The organism is Moorena producens 3L (assembly GCF_000211815.1).
In the GTDB taxonomy this organism is placed as follows: domain Bacteria; phylum Cyanobacteriota; class Cyanobacteriia; order Cyanobacteriales; family Coleofasciculaceae; genus Moorena; species Moorena producens.
In genome coordinates this window covers 172,370-194,727 of record NZ_GL890840.1, presented here as the reverse complement: position 1 = coordinate 194,727, position 22,358 = coordinate 172,370, and the positions used below count along the sequence as shown (strand labels likewise).

The following is a 22,358-nucleotide window of genomic DNA, read 5'->3' as shown; positions in this document are numbered from 1 at the left end:
CTGGCGGAAACGGGAAATCTATAAAGTGAGTCCGCTTGAATTGGTCCAGATGCCCTATACCCTCACGTAGGTATGTCACCCATGAACACAACTGCTCCCAACATTAAAGGCTATTGCATCACTGACCTGGTCTACCATGGGTCGAGAACCCTAGTTTATCGTGGCACTAGGAACTCAGACCACACACCAGTAGTACTCAAACTGCTGAATAATCCCTATCCCAGCTTCCAGGAACTTGTCCAGTTCCGCAATCAGTACACTATTGCCAAAAATCTTGACCATCCCGGAATTATCCAAATCTATAGCTTGGAGTCCTACCACAATACCTTGGTATTGGTGATGGAAGACTTTGGTGGCATCTCCCTGGAAGAGTATACCACTGATAGCTTGCACCAAAGACGGATAACGGATCAGCTAGAGCATCCCGGTATGATCCGTGAGCAGTCACTTCAGGAATTTCTCCACATCGCGATTCAAATCGCCTCCATCCTGGATGAACTCTATCGCCACCGAGTGATCCACAAAGACATCAAGCCTAGGAATATCCTGATTAATCCCACCACCAGTCAAGTCAAATTCATTGACTTCAGTATTGCCTCCCTACTCCCGAAAGAAAGCCAAATCCTGACTAGTCCTAACTGCCTCGAAGGTACCCTGGCTTACCTGTCTCCGGAACAAACTGGACGGATGAATCGGGGAATTGACTACCGCAGTGACTTTTATGCTACTGGGGTAACCTTCTACAAGCTGCTCACCACAGAGTTACCTTTTAGCACTACTGACCCGATGGAGTTGGTTCACTGTCATATTGCTAAACAACCATTAGCTCCACACCAGCTGAACCCCGCTATTCCCCCACTCCTGTCCCAAATTATCAGTAAACTGATGGCTAAAAATGCTGAAGACCGTTATCAGAGTGCTTTGGGACTCAAGTATGACCTAGAACAGTGTTCCTATCACTTGCAAAGATTTGGCGCGATCGCTGACATTAAGTTGGGCAGTCGAGATATTTGCGATCGCGTAGCGGCTCCTAGGTCCGATCGCTTCGTAATTCCGGAAAAACTCTACGGGCGTCAAGCCGAAGTAAATACCTTACTGGTCGCCTTTGAGCTAGTCAGTGAAGGATCTACAGAAATGATTCTGGTAGCTGGCTTTTCCGGGATTGGTAAAACCGCTGTGGTCAATGAAGTCCAAAAACCAATTGTGCGGCAGCGGGGTTACTTCATCCAAGGTAAGTTTGACCAGTTCCAGCGTAATATTCCCTTTAGTGCCATCGTCCAAGCACTCCGGGACTTGATGGAGCAATTACTCACGGAAACTGATAGCCAACTTATGCAGTGGAAAGCACAAATTCTGTCTGCTTTGGGTGAGAATGGTCAAGTGATGGTGGATTTGATTCCAGAATTAGAAGGGATTATCGGCAAACAGCCTCCTGCTCCCGAACTTTCCGGTACGGCGGCCCAAAATCGGTTTAATTTGCTCTTTAGTAAATTTATCCAAGTTTTCACCACTAAGGAACATCCCCTAGTGATTTTCCTCGATGACTGGCAGTGGGCAGATTCGGCTTCCCTGAAGTTGCTGCAAGTGTTGATGGCAGAAACTAATACCTCCTATCTACTGCTAATTGGTGCTTATCGAGATAATGAGGTAAATCCTACTCATCCATTGATGCTCACGTTGTCCGAGATGGCCAACGTTGGCGTTTCACTCAATACAATTACCCTCGACCCCCTGAGTAAATCCGACTTAAACCATCTGATTGCCGATACCCTGACTTGTGGGATAGAACTGGCCGAACCCCTGACCGAACTAGTCGCTCAGAAAACTAAAGGAAATCCGTTTTTTGCGACCCAATTCCTGAAATCCCTCCATCACGACCGATTAATCACCTTTAATTTTGATCAAGGGTATTGGCAGTGTGATATTGCTCAAATTAGACCCTTGGCCCTCACGGATGATGTGGTAGAATTTATGGCACTTCAGTTACAGAAGTTGCCAAAAGAAACTCAGGATGTCTTGAAAGTAGCGGCTTGTATTGGCCACCAATTTGATTTGGATACCCTGGCGATTATTCATGATAAATCCCCAATCGATACGGCGAATTATTTATGGAAATCCCTGCAAGAAGGGTTGGTGTTACCCACCACTGAAATTTACAAGTTCTTCACCGTTAATAGTAATTCACCATCAAGCACTGAGGCCAAATTATCCCAATCAGCAATCAGCAATCAGCAATCAGCAATCAGCAATCAGCAATCAGCAATCAGCAATCAGCAATCAGCAATCAGCAATCAGCAATCAGCAATCAGCAATCAGCAATCAGCAATCAGCAATCAGCAATCAGCAATCAGCAATCAGCAATTGGCCACGCTACGCGAACACCAATCCCCAACTTACAAGTTTTTACATGACCGAGTGCAGCAAGCGGCTTATTTTCTGATTCCGGAAGACCAGAAACAGTTAACCCACCTAACCATTGGGCAACTGCTGTTGAAAAATATCCCGACAGCAAAACGAGAAGAGAAGATTTTTGATATTGTCAACCAGTTGAATTATGGTGTGGAGTTAATCACCGATCAAGCTCAGCGAGATGAATTAGCTCAATTAAATCGTATTGCTGGAGAAAAAGCGAAGGCGGCGACGGCCTATGGGGCTGCTCTGAGATATTTAACAGTAGGTCTGGAACTGCTAGGAGAAAATAGCTGGCAACGTCAGTATGACCTAAGCCTAGCCCTATCTCAAGCTGCCGCCGAGGTGGCATACCTCAATACAGACTTTGAGCAGATGGAGCAAATGGTCCAGGTGGTGTTGGCACAAGGGAAAACACTACTGGACAAAATCACAGCGTATGAAGTCTCGATTGAAGCCTATAAAGCTCAAAGCCACGGTGAGCAAGCCATTACCACCGGGCTCCAAGTCCTGAAGTTATTGGGGATAGAACTGCCCCAACAGCCCAGTCCAGAAGAGATTGGGCTGGCACTACACCAGACACAGTCAGGTTTAGAAGGTAAAGAGATTGAGGACTTAATTGATTTGCCGGTGATGACCGCACCCGAAAAACTAGCGGCGATGAGTATCCTCTGGCGACTGATGCCAGTTGCTTATAGGACCAATCCTCTACTGTTTCCGTTAGTCGTTTTGAAACAGGTCAATCTCTCCCTCCAAAATGGCAATTGTCCTTTGTCTGCTGTGTCCTATGCAGGTTACGCAGTCATTCTCTGGCAGCTTTGTGGAGATATGGATGGCAACAATCGATTCGGTCAACTGGCTCTGAAGTTATTAGCACGGTTCAATGCGAAACAGCTTAAATCTGGAGTAATGTTGCTGGTCAATTTCGGAACAAAGCCCTGGAAAGTGCATCTGAAAGAAACATTAACCCCTTTGCTAGAAGCTTACTCTGTAGGGGTAGAAACTGGAGATTTTGACCAATCTGCCTTCTGTGCAATGTTCTACTTAGAACATTCCTTTTGGCTTGGCAAAGAGCTGGCTGAGCTTGACCAGACCTGTGCTAAATATTATCAAGGGATTGATCAACTCAAGCAAGAGATGCCACGTCAGTTTACGGCCATCACCTGGCAATTGGTCTTAAACTTGCTAGGACAGGCTGAAAATTATTGTTGTTTAAGGGGTGAAGTCTACGACGAACAGATCATGCTCCCACTCCATCAGGAGTTCAATAACCTCAGGGCAATTTACACCCTACACCTGAATAAATTATTCCTCTGTTATCTATTTCAGGATTATCGGCAAGCTTGGCAACATGCCATCATTACCGAAAATTATTTAGATGGAGCACCAGCCGTTTTCGTTTTTGCAGTTTTCTATTGGTACGATTCTCTAACTCGCTTAGCTCTCTATCCTCAACAGAATCACGCTCAACAAAAACAAAGTTTAGATAAGATAGCCCACAATCAAGACAAAATAAAAAAATGGGCAGACCATGCCCCGATGAATTATTTGCACAAATTTTATTTAGTAGAAGCCGAACGCTATCGTGTTTTGGGTCAAAAGCTTGAGGCTATGGAGTATTATGAGCGCGCCATTGCTGGCGCAAAGGAAAATCAATACATCCAAGAGGAAGCCCTGGCTAATGAACTGGCTGCTAAATTCTACTTGGAGTGGGGTTTTGAAACTATTGCCCAAGCCTACCTGAGTTGTGCCTACTATGGCTATAGTCGCTGGGGCGCATTGGCTAAGGTGGAGGATTTGGAAATTCGCTATCCCCAATTTCTCAGTTCTATTCTTACCGAGAAAACTATCAATATCAGCACCGGGGAGACGATCACCAACCTCACCACTCAAGGAGTTAATACCACCACTACTAACGGTTCAACCACTTTCGACTTGGCTACGGTGATCAAAGCATCCCAAGCTCTATCTGGGCAAATCCAGCTAGATCAGTTGCTCTCGACTTTGATGCAAGTGGTGATGGAGAATGCTGGAGCTGACAAATGCGCTCTAATTTTGGTTAAAGGTGACCGGTTAGTGATCGAGGCTATGGAAACTTCTAATCAACTGGCTTTCGTTGAATCTATGCCAGTGGAAGAAAGCCCAGATATTCCCCAAAGTGCGATTAATTATGTTAAACGGAAATCGGAAACCTTAGTTATCAATGATATCACGGTTGAGACTATCTTAGCTGCTGACCCCTATTTTATTAGTCAGCAACCCCGGAGTCTGATGTGTACTCCGATCATCCATCAAGGTAAACTAATTGGCTTACTTTATCTAGAAAATAATCTCACCACTGGAGCCTTTACTTCAGATAGATTAGAAGTCTTAAATCTGCTCACATCCCAAGCTGCTATTTACCTAGAAAATGCTCAACTTTACAGCAATTTAGAAGAGAAAGTTGCCGAACGCACTGCTGAATTAGCACAAGCCAAACAAGCAGCTGATGCGGTTAACCAAGCTAAAAGCGAATTCCTCTCCAATATGAGCCATGAATTGCATACTCCTCTCAATGGCATTCTTGGTTATTCTCAAATCCTCAAGCAAGACGGGTACCTAGGCACCAGGCAAATCGATGGTTTAAGTATTATTGAGGAAAGCGGCAACCATTTGTTGACTCTGATCAACGATATTTTAGACCTATCTAAAATTGAAGCTCGCAAAATTGAACTTTACCCCAGTGACTTACATTTTCCAACTTTCATCGAAAGTGTGGTAGGTATTATTCGCATGCGAGCCTTAGAAAAAGATATCTTGTTCAAATACGACCCTGTGGGGAATTTACCCAATGGGATTCAAGCTGACGAGAAACGGTTGCGACAAATCTTGATTAATCTCTTGGGCAATGCTGTTAAATTCACTGACCATGGTCAAGTAACGTTGCGAGTTAGTTTACAGCCGTTTTCAGATGAATTGACCTCACTACAGACAGCTGCAAGCCCCCTAAATCACCCAATTCTGGGGGACTTTAACTCAATTTCCCCCACCGGTGCGCTTTCCGTAGGGGAATTAAATTCGCCACGGGTCGCACCGCAGAATTGCGGGGCTAGGGGGGCGAAACTTGCTGTAATTGAGCAACAACAGACTACTTCAGTTATCCGTTTTGAAGTCATTGATAGCGGCGTTGGCATGTCCCCGGAACAGTTAGAAACAATTTTCCAACCCTTTGAACAAGTGGGTGATACCCAACGGCGCTCTGCTCGCACTGGCTTAGGCTTAGCCATTTCTAAACAACTGGTGGAGTTAATGGGGGGTCAACTGATGGTAACCAGTGAATTCGGTAAAGGGTCTACCTTCTGGTTTGAGATCCCCTTTACTGTGGTCAAAACCGTTACCAAAGCTCAACCGGAAATAGTGGGTAAAATTAAGGGCTACAAGGGTAAACGATGCCAAATATTGGTAGTGGATGGTCAACTGGAAAATCGCTTAGTTTTGCTCAACATGCTCGCACCGATCGGCTTTGATATCGTCACCGCCGAGGATGGTGAACAAGCAGTATATATGGCGGCTGAACTTCACCCCGACCTGATTTTGACTGATTTAGTCATGCCAGTTAAAACTGGCTTTGAAGCGGTTAACGAAATCCGACAAATTCCTGAAATTAAAGACATACCCATCATTGCTGTCTCAGCTAGCTTCCTGGATATGGATCATAACAAGAGTAAGATAATTGGCTGTCAAGCTTTTCTGTCCAAACCCATTGACCAGAATAAATTATTCGCTTTATTGGAGCAATATTTACCGATTGAGTGGGTGTATGAACCAATTGATGACATGGGTTTGAGCAAAAATGGCACTATCTCAAGTCAGACAGCAGCAATTATCCCGCCGCCCCCTGAGGAAATGGAAGTACTCTACGAATTGGCCATGCTCGGCAGTATGAGAAAGATTCGCGATCGCGCTATGTTCATAGAACATCTCCATGAAAACTATCGGCCTTTTGCTAATAAGCTCAAAGATTTAGCGGATGGATTTCAAGAACAAGCGATTTTGACTTTAGTGGAAAGTTATATTAATTGAGCTATTAGTCGGGAGTAGGGAGTAGGGAGTAGGGAGTAGGGAGTAGGGAGTAGGGAGTAGGGAGTAGGGAGTAGGGAGTAGGGAACAGGGAAGAGGCAAGAGGCAAGAGGCAAGAGGCAAGAGTGAAAAAAATCTGTGTATCTCATTAGAATAGAAACCGCTGTACAAAAAGCTATTGATGAAGTAGAGGGTAATCTTAATGATGATCAAACTTAAATATAAAATGATAATTCAATGGTCAGAATAAGATAATTTTTTTTTAGTTGGTTTTCCCGATTTACCAGGACAAAAATGGCGGAATCATGGCGATTCTTATGAAGAAGCGGTTAAGAATGGAACTGAAGCGTTAGAATCTTTGGTAATAGCTTATCAAGAAACAGTAACGCACCACCGGGTCAAACTATAATAAAACAAGTATAAATTTACAAAGTGACGTCATCGGTATGCCTACCTTAGATATAACAGTTGAGCAAGTCATCATGTTAGTAAAGCAATTACCTTTAGAGGGAAAGAAAGCTGTATTTAAGGTACTCCAAAAGGAATTATAATTTCAAGAAAATCCCTGGTTAAAATTGGCTGGAAAATATCAGGACGATTCAAAATTTTATGAAATGTTAGCTTACATCGAAGCTGAATGCTTACATAACGCTAAATAAGAGAATTACCACACTCACCAAACTCCCCACACTCCCTACACTCTTCCAATTCCCAATTCCCGATTCCCGATTCCCAATTCCCGATTCCCTTTATATATACATCCCAAAAGCAAAAAAAAATAGCCGTAGAAATACTATCCACGGCTAGTTCAATGATTCATGTCAGAAGAATACCCGAAACCATTCGGATGTGATCCTATGCTATCAGACCAAACCCAAGGCTCCCGGGGGGGAAACCCCCCCAGAAATTTAGCGATGCAGCGCGGTCTTGGGGAGCCAGTGCGGTCTTGGGGGTTCCCCCCATGAGCAACTGGCGTGGTTTCCCCCATGAGCGACTGCATCAAGACAAGGTGTTATGGCAACAACCAATACTTGGTCATGGTTGTGATCACTTCGCCTGGAACATCAGTAGGCTCCAGAGGGGTCCACTCGGCAATCTCCGCATAGCCCAATGAATAAAGCATCTGCATGCTATAAATTACTGCTTCACGAGAACCCTTGAGAGTTTGTTGAGCAGGTTGTTTCTTGAAGTTCCGAGTAAATTCTTCTGGCATAGGTCAAAAACTAAACTTGTTACATTGATTATTGTAATGATTATAATTTTGATTGTCAAGGGTTTTAAAAAATTTTTTTTGGGGATTTTTAGGAGTAAAAAAAAAAGCGATTATCTGTATAATAATCGCTAAAATGCTCTTAAAAATGGTAAACGGCTGAATGCTTACAGCCTTATCAGTCAGTTAACTAGCCCATAACCTTTGAATTGGATAAGCATCAAATTTATTATCCCGACTAATCAAAACCAGGGATCTATTCATGGCTTGAGCAATCAACATTCTATCAAATGGATCACGATGATGTAGGGGGAGATTAGAAATTTGCAGAGTGTCGATAAATGCAATAGGTAGTAAACTAATATCTGATGATTGAAGTTCAGATTCAATGGTTTGATAACTTCGTTGCAGTGATAACTTACCAAGATTCAATTTAATCGCAATTTCCCAGAGACTAGCAATACTAAGATAAACGCTATCTGCGACATCAATCATATCTCTTAGTCTCTTTGGCAAATTTTGGTCATTTTCAGATAACCAGATAAAGGTATGGGTGTCTAACAGAAAAAAAGTCATTACATATATTCCTTAAAATCTTCTAATGGTTCATCAAAATCATCAGGCAATGGTAGAACAAAGGTTCCTTTTAAGATACCTGAACGACGTTTCTTGACAGAATGCTGCTCTGGGGAAACATCTTGGGAGTAGTTTTCCATCAGATACTTGGCATAATGCAGCAGTTCTTGTTTCAGGGATTCTGGCATTATCACAACTGTTTGAAAAATTTCTTGGTCAATAGTCATGGGTTTTACTAGTTTATTTTATTTCCAATAAATTTGATTTAAATATATAAAATAGTATAGCATTTATCGTTGAATTGTGGTCAGTTATCAGCAGTCAAACGTTTGGTGATAACTGATAAATGATAACTGATAGCTGATAGCTGTTCGCGTAGCGCTTAAGCTGATAGCTGACCTTGCCTCTTGCCTCTTGCCTTTACCTAAGAGATTATGTTCACAACTCAAATATAAATGCTCCATTTAAATTCAAATAGTATAATATTTTAATAGCTATTGTAGAGCAGTTGATGGCAATGCCTGACAATACATCTGATGCCCAACTTGACTTTCTAAAGCAGGTACTACAAGCAACCGCAAACAGTAGGGGTAATAAGCAGGTAATTTACCGATTACTGGCAGCAAATACAGACAAACTTAATCAGAAGTTAGCAGAATTATGGCGGGTTTGGGCAACAATTCAACTGGCGGAAGCAGAAGCAGATGAAGCGAAATACTTAGCAGCAGGTATTGTTAACTTCAGCACTGTAATTCAGCAATTCCCCTTGGGTGACCAAGCCAGCAACATCGAAATTGCCATCGCTTGCTACCAATCGGCTTTAGAAATACGCACCCGTGAAACATTTCCGGAAAAATGGGCAATGACTCAACACAATCTCGGTCTTGCTTACTGTAACAGAATCAAAGGGGAGAAAGCACAAAACCTCGAAAATGCGATCGCTTGCTACCAATCGGCAAAAGAAGTACGCACCCGTGAAACATTTCCGGAAAAATGGGCAATGACTCAACACAATCTCGGTAATGCTTACTCTGACCGAATCACAGGCCCCAAAGCACAAAACCTAGAACAGGCCATCGCTTGCTACCAATCGGCAAAAGAAGTTTACACCCGTGAAACATTTCCGGAAAAATGGGCAATGACTCAAAACAATCTCGGTATTGCTTACTATGACAGAATCAGAGGAGAGAAGGCACAAAACCTAGAAGATGCCATCGCTTGCTACCAATTGGCTTTAGCAATTCGCACCCGTGAAGCATTTCCCTATGAATGGGCACAGACTCAAAACAATCTCGGAAATGCTTACTATGACAGAATCACAGGTCCCAAAGCACAAAACCTCGAAGAAGCGATCGCTTGCTTCCAATTGGCTTTAAAAGTACGCACCAGTGAAGCATTTCCGGAAAAATGGGCACAGACTCAAAACAATCTCGGTATTGCTTACTATGACAGAATCAGAGGAGAGAAGGCACAAAACCTAGAAGAGGCCATCGCTTGCTACCAATTGGCTTTAGAAGTTCGCACTCGTGAAGCATTTCCGGAAAAATGGGCACAGACTCAAAACAATCTCGGTCTTGCTTACTCTGACAGAATCAGAGGAGAGAAGGCACAAAACCTAGAAGATGCCATCGCTTGCTACCAATTGGCCTTAGCAGTTCGCACCAGTGAAGCATTTCCGGAAAAATGGGCAATCACTCAAAACAATCTCGGTCTTGCTTACTCTAACAGAATCAAAGGAAAGAAAGCACAAAACCTAGAAGATGCCATCGCTTGCTACCAATCCGCTTTAGAAGTTCGCACCCGTGAAGCTTTTCCCTATGAATGGGCACAGACTCAAAACAATCTCGGTCTTGCTTACTCTAACAGAATCAAAGGAAAGAAAGCACAAAACCTAGAAGATGCGATCGCTTGCTACCAATTGGCTTTAGAAGTACGCACCAGTGAAGCATTTCCGGAAAAATGGGCACAGACTCAAAATAATCTCGGTCTTGCTTACTCTAACAGAATCAAAGGAAAGAAAGCACAAAACCTAGAAGATGCCATCGCTTGCTACCAATCGGCTTTAGCCGTTTACACCCGTGAAGTTTTTCCGGAAAAATGGGCACAGACTCAAAACAATCTCGGTAATGCTTACTCTAAAAGAATCACAGGTCCCAAAGCACAAAACCTAGAAGATGCCATCGCTTGCTACCAATCGGCAAAAGACGTTTACACCCGTCAAGCTTTTCCCGAATATTGGGCAATGACTCAAAACCATCTCGGTATTGCTTACCAAGATGCTCAAAATTTCCCTGAAGCTTACAATGCTTTTGATGCTGCCATTAAAACAGTAGAATTCCTGCGAGATGAAATTATTTCTGGTTCTGGAGTAGAAGAATACAAGACCAGACTAGCTGAACAATGGAATAAAGTCTATCGACGCATGGTGGAAGTCTGCTTAGAGTTAAAGGACTACACCCAAGCCCTAGAATACGTGGAACGGAGCAAAACCCGCAATTTAGTTGAAGAGATCCTCAGCCGTGACCTGAAAACAATCTTTACCACAGATGTTGTCACTGAACTAGAACAATACAGGGATGAAATAGCGGCAGGACAATATCAAATCCAACATGGCAAAGCTGAAAATCAAAAAGTCTTAGCACCACATCTCCAACAGTTGCGACAGCAGCGCAATGATTTACAAGACCAATATTTACCTATCGGTTCTACCTTTCAGTTTAAGCAATTTCAGCAGAAGCTGGATGATCGCACCACCATTGCAGAATTTTACATTACGGGAAATCAGCTTCTGTGTTTCCTATTCAACCGCCATATAGTTTGGCATTCTAAGTTAGAAGACTTGGAAGAGAGCATCCCATTGTGGCAAATATATTTTTTGAGGTGGGCGGTAGAATCAGGATCCTACAGCTTAATGAGATATGTTTGTGAAAAACTTGGATCTTCCCACTTCGACAAGTTCCTAAATTGGGAAAATGGATATTGGCAAGCCTACAACAACGAAAAATATGATTGGCAAAACGACCTGAGTAACCGCTTACATTTGCTGGCTGAGATCCTGCACATTGATGACATCATTCAGCAAATAGCCCCAGAGTGCGATCGCTTAATTTTAATCCCCCATCAGGTTTTACATTTGTTCCCCCTTCATGCTTTACCTATCAACAGTCAGCAGGGAGAAGCTACATCTCAAATTCTTATGGATCGGTTTCCAGCAGGGGTAAGTTATGCCCCTAGCTGTCAACTACTCCAACTTGCTCAAACCAGAGAACGCCAGGACTTTACCCACCTGTTTGCCGTTCAAAACCCCACGGGTGACTTAAGTTACGCTAACATCGGAGTAGAAGTGATTAAAAGCTACTTCAATCCAGCGGATACAGAGGTTCTTGTGGAAAACGCTGCCACCAAAGCTGCCATAGATAGCAAACCTCTCAACACTTACCACTGTGTCCATTTTAGCTGTCACGGTTACTTTAATCTTAACCAGCCTCAGAAATCCGCCTTAATCCTGGCAGATGCGTACCTCAACTCTGCACCGGCTGAACTAAATCCAGAACAACATCTAGTTTTGGATGACGGTGAAGTAATTGACTTACACAAATGCCTCACCTTAGATGCCATCTTTGCCCTTAAATCACAACAGAAATTAGCACAATGTCGCCTTGTCACCCTTTCTGCTTGCGAAACAGGATTAGTTCAATCCAAACGTACTGATGAATACATTGGTTTACCCAGTGGTTTCTTAGTTGCCGGAAGTCCAGCAGTAGTTAGTAGCCTATGGAAGGTAGAGGAGGTTTCTACAGCGTTGTTGATGATTAAATTTTATCAGAATCTGCTAAACCAGATGTCCTTAGCAGTTGCCCTGAATCAAGCCCAACTCTGGCTGCGGGATGCCACTGTACAGGACTTGCGAAATTGGGCTGAACAGTTAACTAAACAGTTGACTTTGGAGAATAACTTTAAGGAAGAAGTGGAGGAAGAAATAGAGTTATTTAAAAATGACTACAAACCCTTTTATTCTCCTTATTATTGGGCGGCTTACTGCGCCATTGGAGAATCATATATTTAGTTAAGTAAACCAAAAAAAATATGAAATTTAAAAAAATTATCCAAGTTTTTCCGCAAGTACTCAAAACTCACTCTGAAAAGTTTGAACTTGAAGACTTGCAAGACTTAGACCAAGTTTTAGCAGCTTTAGACACTCAAACAGAAGGCGAATTAGTTAATTTACTCAAAAATTGGTTCCAAAACCATACAAAAGTTACAGAAACTATACGCAAATTTGCTCAAACTACTCAGGAATTAAAGAAGTCACCCGAGCCTCCTCCTAATTCCGAAGCAAGTATTCTTCAAAACCTATTTGAACTGCGAGAAACCAACCAAGAAACTATTAAAGCTAAAACTAATCAAGACAAGAGTAAGCAATCAAAACAAGGGTAAGCATTGAGCTATCAGCTATCAGCTATCAGCTATCAGCTATCAGCTATCAGCTATCAGCTATCAGCTATCAGCTAATGCGCTACGCGAACAGCTATTGAATAAAATAATCTGAAGGCTGACGGCTGACGGCTGACGGCTGACAGCTGAATAGCTACTAAAAATGTCAAACAATGACTCACAAAATCTACGCACCTAATATTCATCTGTTTGCCTTCCATCTTAGGAATCTATCTAGTAGTGATTCCCAAGCAGACACCGACTATGACAACGAACTACTTTGGCACAAGTACGATCAGATTTGTGCTAAATTCCAAATTCAAGAGAAGCTAGACCTGAGAGACGTTGCCGAAGGTTCCCGCATTGCTTTACTAACAGGAGCCACCAAGGATAATATTCTCTTACCTTTGGAGGGTAAATTATCTCTCAATCATGGCAAAAGAATAACGATTACTGGTCAAGCTTGTCCACTCCAGATCTATGATAGTTATGCTCTGGGTTTGAATATTCGGATTCCTGAACGTGAGAATAATCAGAAAAGCGAAGACGTAGACCTGACTGTATTCAAGGATTTTAATCCAGACCAGTGCTTTCTTCCCAGTAACATTAACAGTTCCCTAGGACAAATTCTGTTGCTAACTGCTTGGCTACCCCAGAAGCAAGCGCAAGATTCCCATTTATGGAAAGAGATAGCTGATCAGTGTGTGCAGAATTTTCTGGGGGAAAACGATCAGGATAAATGTCCACCGCTTTATCAAGAAGGTCAATTATTTGATAGTCCGATTTTTGAATATGGCATTCCTGATCAATCTCAAGACTATGGCCAAATTTTTGTTTGGCTATTTTTAGGAGAAGATATCAATGGCAACTATGCTGCCCGAGCGGAGGAAAATTTTTGCTGGTTTTATCAATACTTTATTGATTTATTTTTTGATCGCCAAAAAGTAATTAAAGCTTATCAAATCAGCAGGGAAGTGTATAGTGATGCTTACCAAGGATATCAAGACATTAAACAAATTATCAATGAAACCACCCAAAGTAAAGATAATCAGAGCTTACAGCCAGATGAATTGACCTCACTACCGAGAGCTGCAAGCCCCCTAAATCCCCCAATTCTGGGGGACTTTAACTCAAGTTCCCCCCAAAATTGGGGGGCTAGGGGGGCGAAAGTTGCTGTATTATCTGAAGCTGAACTGTTGGAGTTTAAGAAGAAGCTGAGAATACTGCCGAAGCTAGACTTGAACTATTCAGACTGGCTGAGACAGTTAGAAAGCTATAGCTTGACAATGAAGATTAATGCTCACAATTATTCCGAAAAGCTTCAACAAATTAAAGCAAAATTACCAAAGGATGAAGATTTAAGCTTTTTGTCAGTATTTGAGCATAAAATCAGCCCTACTTATCAAAATCAAATTCAAATAAACTTAAGCTATTTTGCCCATAGCTCCGCACTGTTAGACAAAGCGATTTCCTCAATCAGAGGTATTGTGGAAATTGAACAAGCAGAACGCGATCGCGCTTTGGGAAAAGCCCTCAGAGATAAGGAAGAGGCTGATCGAGCCCGAGACAAACAAGCTGAGAAACAGGAGAAAAGACTACAACTTTGGATCACCTTCGTCGGTACTGGCCTAGCGGTCAGTGGTATTTCTTCCCAAACCGACGCTAAACAACCTCTAGAAGCCATCCTGATCGAACTAGACCGGAAGGGATCCTTAGATTGCCCTGAAGCTGGATTCTACCCTTGCTTGAGTTATAGTTGTTTCAATTAAGGATAAGACGGTGATGAGGTAAAATGAAAAGGGTATATTTTCAATAACTGACAGCAATGCCATACAGTCTAGATTTCAGAAAAAAAGTAATAAACTATATAGAAAAAGGTGGAAAAATTACAGAGGCAGCGAAAGTATTTGGGATAGGAAGAGCGACAATATACAAGTGGTTGAATCGTTCCGAACTAAAGGCTAATAAAGTAGAACGTCGTCAAAGAAAGCTAGATTGGAAAGCCTTAGAACAAGATGTCAAAGAAAATCCAGATGCTAAATTAATAGAGAGAGCCAAAAAATTTGGAGTGCGCCCAAGTGCAATATTATACGCACTCAAAAAAATGAAAATAACTCGTAAAAAAAAAGAACTTCGTTATCGGGAAAGAGATAGGAAAGAAAGAATAAAGTATTTAAGAGCATTAAGAGAATTAATAAAAATATCTGGAATTAAAAGCCTTGTATTCATTGATGAGTCGGGGTTTGACAAAATACAGTCATGCCTTTATGGATGGTCAAAAAAAGGGAAAAAACTGTATGGTGAACAAACAGGAAAACGAATAAAAAGAGAAAATTTAGTAGCAGGAAGAAGGAAGAAATCAAAAGATTTAATAGCCCCTTGTTTAGTGGTAGTCTTAATGCAGAAGTATTTGAAGGATGGTTAAGCCAATATTTATTAGCCTCATTAACAATTCCTTCAGTATTAATTATGGATAATGCACCAATTCATAGAAAAAATGCAATTAGAGAATTAGTAGAGTCAGCCGGTCATCAAGTATTATTTTTGCCGAAATACTCTCCAGATTTCAATGATATAGAGCATGATTTTAGTGCTTTAAAGAGAGCCAGAATGTATACTTCTATAGACACTTCTCTGGATGAAGTAATTCGTGAATATTGTGCTTCTTAGTGTCTCCTCCTTATTTAAAATAACTATACAGTGTAGTGTTTGTGGTATTTCATATTTTGATTGGTGTTGGAGTTGGTGCGATCGCTGCGTTTATTTTGGATCGAATTATCAATCGGCGGTCAAAATGACTGCTGATAGCCTCCAATTCTAACTAAAAACTTTGCTGAGGATTTCAACAGAAGGGTCAACGGTCAGCTGATTTTATTAAAAAGCTGATAGCTGATAGCTGATAGCTTATGATAATAAGTTAATCGGATTTAATATCATGTGTTATTTGTCTTTATCTTCAGAGCCACAGTTTATTGAGTCGAGCTTGGCAGCAAATTCCAGAGCACCTTTAATACTATTGATATTGCCCTCAATCCGTGCAATTTGAATCTCAGTCAGTAACTCACCAATTTTAGAACTAGGGGATAACTTAAGGGATTTGATTAAATCTTTACCAGTAACTAGTGGTGTCGGATGGGCAACCTGGTCATTGGGATTCAAATAGTGCTCAATCAACGGTGCTATAGTATCCACAGCCATACCCCTGGCAACTGCCAAAAGCGCTACCACAGGAAAGACAGCTCCAACGTTAAGAAAGAAGAAATACTGCTCCCGTAATGGGATATCCTTGGCAGTAGTATAAGACAGCAGTTGGGGCAAATGTTGGATTGCCCTGACTACTATCCGAGTCTGAACACGAGAGTACTTTAGAGCTAACAGCTGTTGTTCAGCAACTGCTGGTATTGATGATAATAAATTTGCTAGCTTAGCCAGATTTAGCAACGATAAAGAATGCTTAGTCACCTGTAATTTCAATTCCACCCCAAGCTTAGGCCAGGTTTCTGCCAGTACCACAGCGGATTGGTCAACTGCTGCCATGTGCTCTAAACCCTCAGCCGTGGCATCAGGCAGCCATGGTCGTAACACATTATCCTCCCAGGCGGCTTTTAGCCAAGGTACACCCTGAGGTGACTTGAGGAGATAGCCCAATTCTGTCCGTACCCGTTCTGCTGCGATTTTGCTCAATAACGGTGCTAGCTTTCTAATCACTGACTGGGTGGCTGGGTCAATCTGAAAACCCAACTGAGCGGCTTGTCGATAACCCCGCAGTAATCGTAATGGGTCTTTTTGTAAGTTTTCTGGTGACACCATCCGGATTATGCCTTTACGGCAATCCAAGATACCCTGTAATGGATCAATGAATTCCTTGGTGTGGGGATTAAATGCGATCGCATTAATCGTATAATCCCGCCTATGTAAGTCAGCCTCTAAGCTATCCCCGTCCTGTTGAGCAAAGTCAACTGTTGCGTTGCCAAACACTACCCTAGCTATTTGACGCTGGGCATCCAACACCACAAATCCGGCCTTATAACGTCTTGCTAGCTTGCTGGCTGACCGTACTGCTTTAGTGGGTAAAACAAAGTCTAAGTCTTGGGTTACCGACTGTCGGTTGATCACAGCATCCCTAACCGCACCACCCACCAAGCAAGCGTCAGAAGGGAGTAACTCCCAGTTAAACGGCCAATTTTGGGGTGATAGAGCAGTTTGATAATTAGTCATTAGTCATTTTCTGAAATCTCAGAATGAATACTATATATCAATATGTGCTAAAATCGAATAGAGAACATCGCAACTTCGGAATCGGAAACAGAAATTTTTTGGAAAATAAAGTAGCAAACAAAGTAGCTAATAGTTAACTATTTTATCCTATAAGCTACTCAAGAAATGTCTGGTTTGAGCTATGCTAAAATAAAGGAATTGGAGTTTAAGCAATGTGTATTTGCATTAACTGCCACTACGTAGACCGCTGTACTACATACCATGCTGTGGAAACCCAGCATCAGGTACCTCACCTGACGGAATCTCCCAACTTTGAAGCGGTTGAGCCCACCATCAATGTCAATATCCGTTCTACTGAAGATATAATCGAAATGGAATGGGACGTTGTGGGGTGTAATAGCTTTAAGCAGGAAACTGGGAAGTGGGCAAAGCTTCGTCCTGGTGAGCTGGTACCAACCTGATATCTTTGTGAATTTTAGCTACTCTGGCGAGAAGCTCCACTATGCACCTAATATCAGCATGGGATTAATCGCCAGTCAAGTTTTAATTTTACTGAGCAAGCTTTTGATAAAAGCTCGGATTGCTTCTGTTTGTGTTTGTCCAGTATTTTCTATAATACTGCTTTAATTGACACAAAAGAGACGATCGAGCCAAGATATTAAAAAGGATTAATTTTTGTAACGCTGGATGTCTTTTGAGCTTTTATCGTTGGAAACGGTCCAGAACATAGCTAACGACTATGGCTACTGGGCAGTTTTTTTTGGGATTGCCCTGGAAAACGCTGGGGTACCCATACCGGGAGAAACCATTACCCTGGTAGGTGGCTTCCTCGCAGGTAGCGGCGAACTCAATTATTGGGTAGTCCTATGCTCTGCGATCGCTGGTGCTGTCCTAGGAGATAACTGTGGTTACTGGATTGGGAAAATCGGTGGTTGGCCATTACTAGTGCGAATTGGGGGTTTAGTCCGGATCACAGAAGCACAACTGACAGAGGCTAAAACCGAATTTCGTAAGAACGCTGCTAAGGCAGTTTTTTTTGGTCGATTTGTGGCAGTACTGCGGATCTTTGCTGCTCCAATGGCAGGGATTGTTCAGATGCCTTACCCGAAATTTCTCTTATGCAATTTCGCTGGTGCTACGATCTGGGCATCAGTGATGGTAAGTTTATCCTACTTTTGCGGACGCTTGATACCTCTGGAACTATTAATCTCTTCGGTATCTAAATTTGCGATTGTTGCTCTGATCTTGGTGATTGGCTCGATTGTTGTTCCTAAATGGTTGGAGTCTCGTAGACAGAAATTGGAGATCGGGGATTAATTGAGATTGGCTAAGGGCAATCGGTAATTGGTAGTTAAGGATTACCTTAGCCAATTACCGTAACCCAAAATTACTAACTCCTGGTTTTTGCTGACCACACCCGAGTCGGTAATCCCCACAAGTAGATGAAACCTTCAGCCGCCTTGTGGTCAAACTGGTCTTCCGAGGTGTAGGTAGCCAGTTCCGGAGTGTAGAGAGAATTCTCTGACTGACGCCCTACAATTATGGCATTACCCTTGAAAAGTTTAACCTTGACTGTACCGGATACCCGCTCCTGGGTTTTTTGAATGAAAGCATCCAAAGCCTCCTTAAGAGGACTATACCACAAGCCTTTGTAGACCATTTGACTGTAGGTGTCTTCAAGCCCTCGCTTGTACTGGGTAACATCAGCAGTCAAGGTCAGACTTTCCAAGTCACGATGAGCTTGGATCAACACCGATAGGGCTGGTGTTTCGTAAATTTCTCGGCTTTTGATACCGACTACCCGGTTCTCAACCATGTCAATCCGTCCCACACCATGATTGCCAGCCAACTCGTTCAGTTGACTAATAAAAGTCACGGGGTCAAGGAGATTACCGTTAAGAATAGTGGGGACACCCCGCTCAAAGCCAATTTCAATATATTCTGGCTCATCTGGCGTATTTGCGATCGCTTTTGTCATGGCATAAACTTCCTCTGGTGGTTCTACCATCGGATCTTCAAGCACCCCCGCTTCAATACTGCGCCCTAGCAGGTTACGGTCAATGCTGTAGGGGGAAGACTTTTTGACTGGTGAGGGAATACCAAAGCGCTCACCATATGCGATCGAGTCTTCACGAGAGAACCCCCACTCCCTAGCTGGTGCCAATATTTTCAAGTTGGGGTTAAGGGCGATAATCGACACATCAAAACGCACCTGGTCATTGCCCTTACCGGTACAACCATGAGCTACCGCATCTGCACCATATTTTTCAGCAGTTTCCACCAATAATTTAGCAATCAGGGGACGAGCCAGAGCAGTAGAGAGGGGATAGCGACTTTCATAAAGAGCATTAGCCTGAATTGCTGGAAACGCATAGTCCTTGACAAAGCTGTAGGTAGCATCAGCAACCAAGGATTCTGTTGCCCCAGCGTCCAAAGCTTTTTGTCTGATTGGTTCTAATTCATCTCCCTGACCTAAATTTGCGGCTAGGGTGATCACCTCTTTGACTCCCCATTCTTCTTTAAGATAAGGGATACAAACCGAAGTATCTACGCCACCGGAATATGCTAGAACAACTTTTTCAGCACGGCTCATGATAGTTTCACCCTGTGGAAAACAACAAAATATCTATTCTATCCACATATTTCCAGAATATGGTTGCTGAATTGCCACAAAACTCTAATCGTAATCCGCCTCAACAGTATCAATCCAAGCCAAACTAGTGCCTGGATAATAGTTGCCTAAAATTTCTTGATACGTGTAACCCTGCTTAGCCAAGTCACGAGCTCCGGTTTGACTCATACCCTGACCACCAAATACATTTTTGACAATATGGTCAGAAGCCGCGTACAAGGATTCTACCACCCCACCTTTGTAACTTAGAAAAATGCCGCGAGTTTCTTGAACTGCCTGAGCCGTGGTGTTCCACTCATATTTGATTCCTTTGTAAACTTGCCAACGCTGAGTGTTTCCCAAATCATAGAATTTACTAGCGGGTCGAATCGCATGAACCAAAGCATAGGAGCGAGCAGCAATGGCTTGTGCTTTGAGAGCTGCCATTGGCCAACTAGGATACACTTCCGCTCCCACCACCGAAGTCAGGTAAAGCTCAAGGTCAACGTAGTTTACTGCCAAGATGCTATCTCCCTTATAAATCAATAGCAAATCCCCTCGATACCACCGGTTTCCTACTAATACATACCCTCCATTTGTGGGCTTCACCCAAAGCCCTGCGGGGGTCTTATAGTTACCAATTTGAATATAGTCCCCTAATGGTTTAACATTACTTCCCTGATTGGCGGTTAGTTTACCCAGGGGCTGACCCCTAGCATCCAGCAACTCACCCGGTGTTGAGGTAGCCACTACCAGAGACTTAACACCATTAGCTACAGCAACTCGCATTTCTAGGATCGGAGCATCATTCAATGGCTTTGCTGCTGGTTGCTGATTTTTGGTAGCCGCTTCAGACTGGCTGGGCGGCTGGTTGTTGTGATTAGAAGACTCAGTCTTGGCTGATTTATCCGATTTATCCTGGGATTTATCCTTGGTAGTAGCAGTAGCTTGTTTCGTGCCCTGGTTGCTAGCGGTTGATGCTTGGGTAGCTTTAGTTTGGGCTAGGGTTGGTGAGGGTGGTGAGTTAGAAGCAGTAGAATTCTCATCCTTGGGGGTAGGAGATTGGGATGGTTTTGGATCTGTGGCGGTAGAGGTTAGTTCGGATGTGGGAGTCTCCTCGTTGTTAGCCAGCCCATCCGATTCAGGGGAAACTTGATCTGGGGAATTTGGAGCAGAAGAGGTTGAGGAAGATGTTTCTAACTCAGAGCCAGGTGACAGAGATTTCGCTAAGACTAAAGGTACAGATAGGGCAATTGAAAATAGGGCAATTGACCACAACACTGATTTCTTCATTCGTAAGTAAAATTAAACACTTGCTTCACCGGCTATTCCAATATACAACTTAGCATTGCTATTGGGATTCTGAATACTGTTGTGCTGACCTTAAACGTGCCGAAAGGACGGAATGAAGTTTGTTAGGAACGACTTCCCAATTAATTTCGGTGTATGTTTTCCAAAGTCGATCGGCTTCTTTCTTTGACAATTGGGCAAAATCTCGCAAAAAGGGATAGTCTATCCCTTTTTGCAAGCACATGTACCCAGCCAAGCGGCACTCTTCATGGGAAGGCACACATTCCCAAGCCACTTTGTCCCGATCGAGTAGGTTTTCGAAGTGTGTTCTGTTCTCTGGGATCTTAAAGAGGCTGATTTGAGAGCCGACAACCTCTTGAGCAAACTCTTCATCAAAATAAGCACACATCATCAAGTAGCAAAAACAACATTTAGGGCAACGGTTGCACCAAGGTTTACCGTAGTTGCAAGAATGTGTCGCTTTCATCAGCTGAGGATGCTGAGCCACAATGGCATAGATCGAGATGTCGTACAGTCCGCGAAGCGTACTGAAAAAGCCTTCAAACCAATGGCAATTCGTGATCTGTGTAAATATCTGCTTGGCCTTTTGTTGGTATTAAACACTTTTGCACCATTGGTGATTAATGGGATTACCATCCCAGTCGGCCATGCTGTTATCGGCGGATCGTTCGATATTGAACCATACTTTGGTATATTGATGGTAAAGGATGACAGGAAAGTAACCAATATAATTGGCGGTATGTCCCACTATAAAGTCAATTTTATTGTATTTAGCTTCTACCCCCATCGCTTCGAAAACGTGATCAGGGCAACTAAAGAAATTATCTTCAATCTTAACCTTAATTGTCTTGCTTTCTGGCGGGGCTGCCGCTTCTTTCAGCCGCTGAAGCAAGGCTTCCTGTAGCGCAATGCTGCTCTTGGCGATTGGCACATAGCCCTCATACATGTCGAATGGCACACCAGCTTCCCTCAGTAACAACATGCCAGCCAGGGTATCCTTACCGCCACCATTGGTTAACAAGCTGCTCTTGCGTGGTGGCGGCGAGACTTCGGCACGGGGATACTGAGCCTGTGGAGGTGCAGTCGAGCCGTCACACTCAATCTGGGAAATGGGTTCTTGTACCACGAGCTTCGGATAAGTCGGTGATGGATAGCGCAATTGATTCAGATAGCGCCATTCGCCGAGTTGTTTACGAAAGCAATCAGTCCACAACTCACGAACGGTCGCACTGCATTGCAACCCTTCACAAAGAACAACCTTCTCGCCCCCCAGTGCCAAAAATCGCATACATTCCCATGCCACAAGTGCCCCCAACAGTTCAGGCTCAATGCTCTGATCATACCGCTCCCATAAGGCATCCCAAGAGGGAATAGATTGATAGGTTATGTGTGAAAAAAATGACCGCCCCGCAATCTCAAGGTCGATATGCAGCGTAGCAGGCTGTGAGTGTAACGTCACGCCACGAACATGCACATCAAACTTCGATGAGGAAGTGAGAGATTTAGGATGAGTCAGTTTTATAATTGCCA

The 22,358-nt window shown here is 43.1% G+C and carries 16 protein-coding genes and 2 pseudogenes; 8 read left to right on the top strand and 10 right to left on the bottom strand.

All coding sequences use genetic code 11. The annotated features are described in order from the left end of the window. Positions 1-81 precede the first annotated feature (81 nt). Complete coding sequence (locus tag LYNGBM3L_RS45515; RefSeq protein WP_008180933.1) at positions 82-6,471, top strand: ATP-binding response regulator; 6,390 nt, start codon at positions 82-84, stop codon at positions 6,469-6,471. Here LYNGBM3L_RS45515 and LYNGBM3L_RS42975 read toward each other — a convergent pair. Then, positions 6,459-6,617 carry a hypothetical protein gene (locus LYNGBM3L_RS42975; protein WP_154659700.1) on the bottom strand — a complete coding sequence of 53 codons (159 nt, stop codon included), beginning with the start codon at positions 6,615-6,617 and terminating at the stop codon, positions 6,459-6,461. The genes LYNGBM3L_RS45515 and LYNGBM3L_RS42975 overlap by 13 nt on opposite strands. A 56-nt stretch (positions 6,618-6,673) precedes the next feature. Between LYNGBM3L_RS42975 and LYNGBM3L_RS50175 the strand changes: the two are divergent. Next, positions 6,674-6,877 (top strand): annotated as a pseudogene (locus LYNGBM3L_RS50175) (type II toxin-antitoxin system HicB family antitoxin). Between the two features lie 242 nt (positions 6,878-7,119). Here LYNGBM3L_RS50175 and LYNGBM3L_RS42970 read toward each other — a convergent pair. The 4 genes from LYNGBM3L_RS42970 to vapB all read right to left on the bottom strand — a co-directional run bounded on the left by LYNGBM3L_RS42970 (position 7,120) and on the right by vapB (position 8,481). Next, positions 7,120-7,269: a hypothetical protein gene (locus LYNGBM3L_RS42970; protein ID WP_154659699.1), complete on the bottom strand. Its 150-nt coding sequence runs from the start codon at positions 7,267-7,269 to the stop codon at positions 7,120-7,122. Positions 7,270-7,480: 211 nt separating this feature from the next. Then, positions 7,481-7,681: a hypothetical protein gene (locus tag LYNGBM3L_RS07335; RefSeq protein WP_008180926.1), complete on the bottom strand. Its 201-nt coding sequence runs from the start codon at positions 7,679-7,681 to the stop codon at positions 7,481-7,483. 183 nt (positions 7,682-7,864) lie between these two features. Then, the gene (locus tag LYNGBM3L_RS07330) at positions 7,865-8,254 is read right to left on the bottom strand and encodes a type II toxin-antitoxin system VapC family toxin (protein WP_008180924.1); all 390 of its coding nucleotides are present in this window, start codon (positions 8,252-8,254) and stop codon (positions 7,865-7,867) included. After that, positions 8,254-8,481: a type II toxin-antitoxin system VapB family antitoxin gene (vapB, locus tag LYNGBM3L_RS07325; RefSeq protein ID WP_008180922.1), complete on the bottom strand. Its 228-nt coding sequence runs from the start codon at positions 8,479-8,481 to the stop codon at positions 8,254-8,256. The genes LYNGBM3L_RS07330 and vapB overlap by 1 nt, the downstream gene beginning before the upstream one ends. 284 nt (positions 8,482-8,765) lie before the next feature. Here vapB and LYNGBM3L_RS07320 point away from each other — a divergent pair, with 284 nt between their 5' ends. From LYNGBM3L_RS07320 to LYNGBM3L_RS07305, 4 genes and pseudogenes are all read left to right on the top strand, one after another. Continuing rightward, a complete protein-coding gene (locus tag LYNGBM3L_RS07320; protein WP_008180919.1) occupies positions 8,766-12,320 on the top strand; it encodes a CHAT domain-containing tetratricopeptide repeat protein in 3,555 nt (1,184 codons plus the stop codon). A 20-nt stretch (positions 12,321-12,340) separates the two neighbouring features. Further along, positions 12,341-12,691, top strand: coding sequence for a hypothetical protein (locus tag LYNGBM3L_RS07315; RefSeq protein ID WP_008180917.1), 351 nt, complete (start codon positions 12,341-12,343; stop codon positions 12,689-12,691). A 170-nt stretch (positions 12,692-12,861) separates the two neighbouring features. Continuing rightward, a complete protein-coding gene (locus LYNGBM3L_RS07310; protein WP_008180915.1) occupies positions 12,862-14,457 on the top strand; it encodes a hypothetical protein in 1,596 nt (531 codons plus the stop codon). Between the two features lie 56 nt (positions 14,458-14,513). Continuing rightward, positions 14,514-15,358: pseudogene (locus LYNGBM3L_RS07305) on the top strand (IS630 family transposase). A 270-nt stretch (positions 15,359-15,628) separates the two neighbouring features. Here the strand turns inward: LYNGBM3L_RS07305 and LYNGBM3L_RS07300 are convergent. Continuing rightward, positions 15,629-16,906 (bottom strand): tRNA nucleotidyltransferase/poly(A) polymerase-related protein, encoded by a 1,278-nt coding sequence (locus LYNGBM3L_RS07300; RefSeq protein ID WP_008180908.1) that lies wholly within the window; start codon positions 16,904-16,906, stop codon positions 15,629-15,631. Positions 16,907-17,118: 212 nt separating this feature from the next. On the opposite strand from LYNGBM3L_RS07300, the gene LYNGBM3L_RS07295 reads away from it, so the two are divergent. Continuing rightward, positions 17,119-17,367, top strand: coding sequence for a Ycf34 family protein (locus LYNGBM3L_RS07295; RefSeq protein ID WP_044492409.1), 249 nt, complete (start codon positions 17,119-17,121; stop codon positions 17,365-17,367). Between the two features lie 226 nt (positions 17,368-17,593). Then, positions 17,594-18,223, top strand: a complete 630-nt coding sequence (locus LYNGBM3L_RS07290; protein WP_008180904.1) for a DedA family protein — start codon at positions 17,594-17,596, stop codon at positions 18,221-18,223. 73 nt (positions 18,224-18,296) lie between these two features. On the opposite strand, the gene LYNGBM3L_RS07285 is transcribed toward LYNGBM3L_RS07290, so the two are convergent. The 4 genes from LYNGBM3L_RS07285 to LYNGBM3L_RS07270 form a co-directional block, all read right to left on the bottom strand. Beyond that, positions 18,297-19,499: an argininosuccinate synthase gene (locus tag LYNGBM3L_RS07285; RefSeq protein WP_008180902.1), complete on the bottom strand. Its 1,203-nt coding sequence runs from the start codon at positions 19,497-19,499 to the stop codon at positions 18,297-18,299. 84 nt (positions 19,500-19,583) lie between these two features. Next, entirely contained in the window at positions 19,584-20,810 is a 1,227-nt protein-coding gene (locus LYNGBM3L_RS07280; protein WP_008180900.1) for a SpoIID/LytB domain-containing protein, read from the bottom strand. Positions 20,811-20,868: 58 nt separating this feature from the next. Then, a complete protein-coding gene (locus LYNGBM3L_RS07275) occupies positions 20,869-21,294 on the bottom strand; it encodes a MurL C-terminal domain-containing protein (RefSeq protein WP_131826947.1) in 426 nt (141 codons plus the stop codon). Between the two features lie 129 nt (positions 21,295-21,423). Then, entirely contained in the window at positions 21,424-22,287 is an 864-nt protein-coding gene (locus LYNGBM3L_RS07270; protein WP_131826946.1) for a hypothetical protein, read from the bottom strand. Positions 22,288-22,358: the final 71 nt, after the last annotated feature.

Bases quoted from the DNA above. Each gene is read 5' to 3' on its own strand.
- LYNGBM3L_RS07300 (WP_008180908.1), bottom strand. From the start codon at position 16,906: ATGACTAATTATCAAACTGCTCTATCACCCCAAAATTGGCCGTTTAAC.
- LYNGBM3L_RS45515 (WP_008180933.1), top strand. From the start codon at position 82: ATGAACACAACTGCTCCCAACATTAAAGGCTATTGCATCACTGACCTG.
- LYNGBM3L_RS07275 (WP_131826947.1), bottom strand. From the start codon at position 21,294: ATGAAAGCGACACATTCTTGCAACTACGGTAAACCTTGGTGCAACCGT.
- LYNGBM3L_RS07315 (WP_008180917.1), top strand. From the start codon at position 12,341: ATGAAATTTAAAAAAATTATCCAAGTTTTTCCGCAAGTACTCAAAACT.
- LYNGBM3L_RS07295 (WP_044492409.1), top strand. From the start codon at position 17,119: ATGTGTATTTGCATTAACTGCCACTACGTAGACCGCTGTACTACATAC.
- LYNGBM3L_RS07335 (WP_008180926.1), bottom strand. From the start codon at position 7,681: ATGCCAGAAGAATTTACTCGGAACTTCAAGAAACAACCTGCTCAACAA.
- LYNGBM3L_RS07290 (WP_008180904.1), top strand. From the start codon at position 17,594: ATGTCTTTTGAGCTTTTATCGTTGGAAACGGTCCAGAACATAGCTAAC.
- vapB (WP_008180922.1), bottom strand. From the start codon at position 8,481: ATGACTATTGACCAAGAAATTTTTCAAACAGTTGTGATAATGCCAGAA.
- LYNGBM3L_RS07285 (WP_008180902.1), bottom strand. From the start codon at position 19,499: ATGAGCCGTGCTGAAAAAGTTGTTCTAGCATATTCCGGTGGCGTAGAT.
- LYNGBM3L_RS07280 (WP_008180900.1), bottom strand. From the start codon at position 20,810: ATGAAGAAATCAGTGTTGTGGTCAATTGCCCTATTTTCAATTGCCCTA.
- LYNGBM3L_RS07310 (WP_008180915.1), top strand. From the start codon at position 12,862: ATGACTCACAAAATCTACGCACCTAATATTCATCTGTTTGCCTTCCAT.
- LYNGBM3L_RS07330 (WP_008180924.1), bottom strand. From the start codon at position 8,254: ATGACTTTTTTTCTGTTAGACACCCATACCTTTATCTGGTTATCTGAA.
- LYNGBM3L_RS07320 (WP_008180919.1), top strand. From the start codon at position 8,766: ATGGCAATGCCTGACAATACATCTGATGCCCAACTTGACTTTCTAAAG.
- LYNGBM3L_RS42975 (WP_154659700.1), bottom strand. From the start codon at position 6,617: ATGAGATACACAGATTTTTTTCACTCTTGCCTCTTGCCTCTTGCCTCT.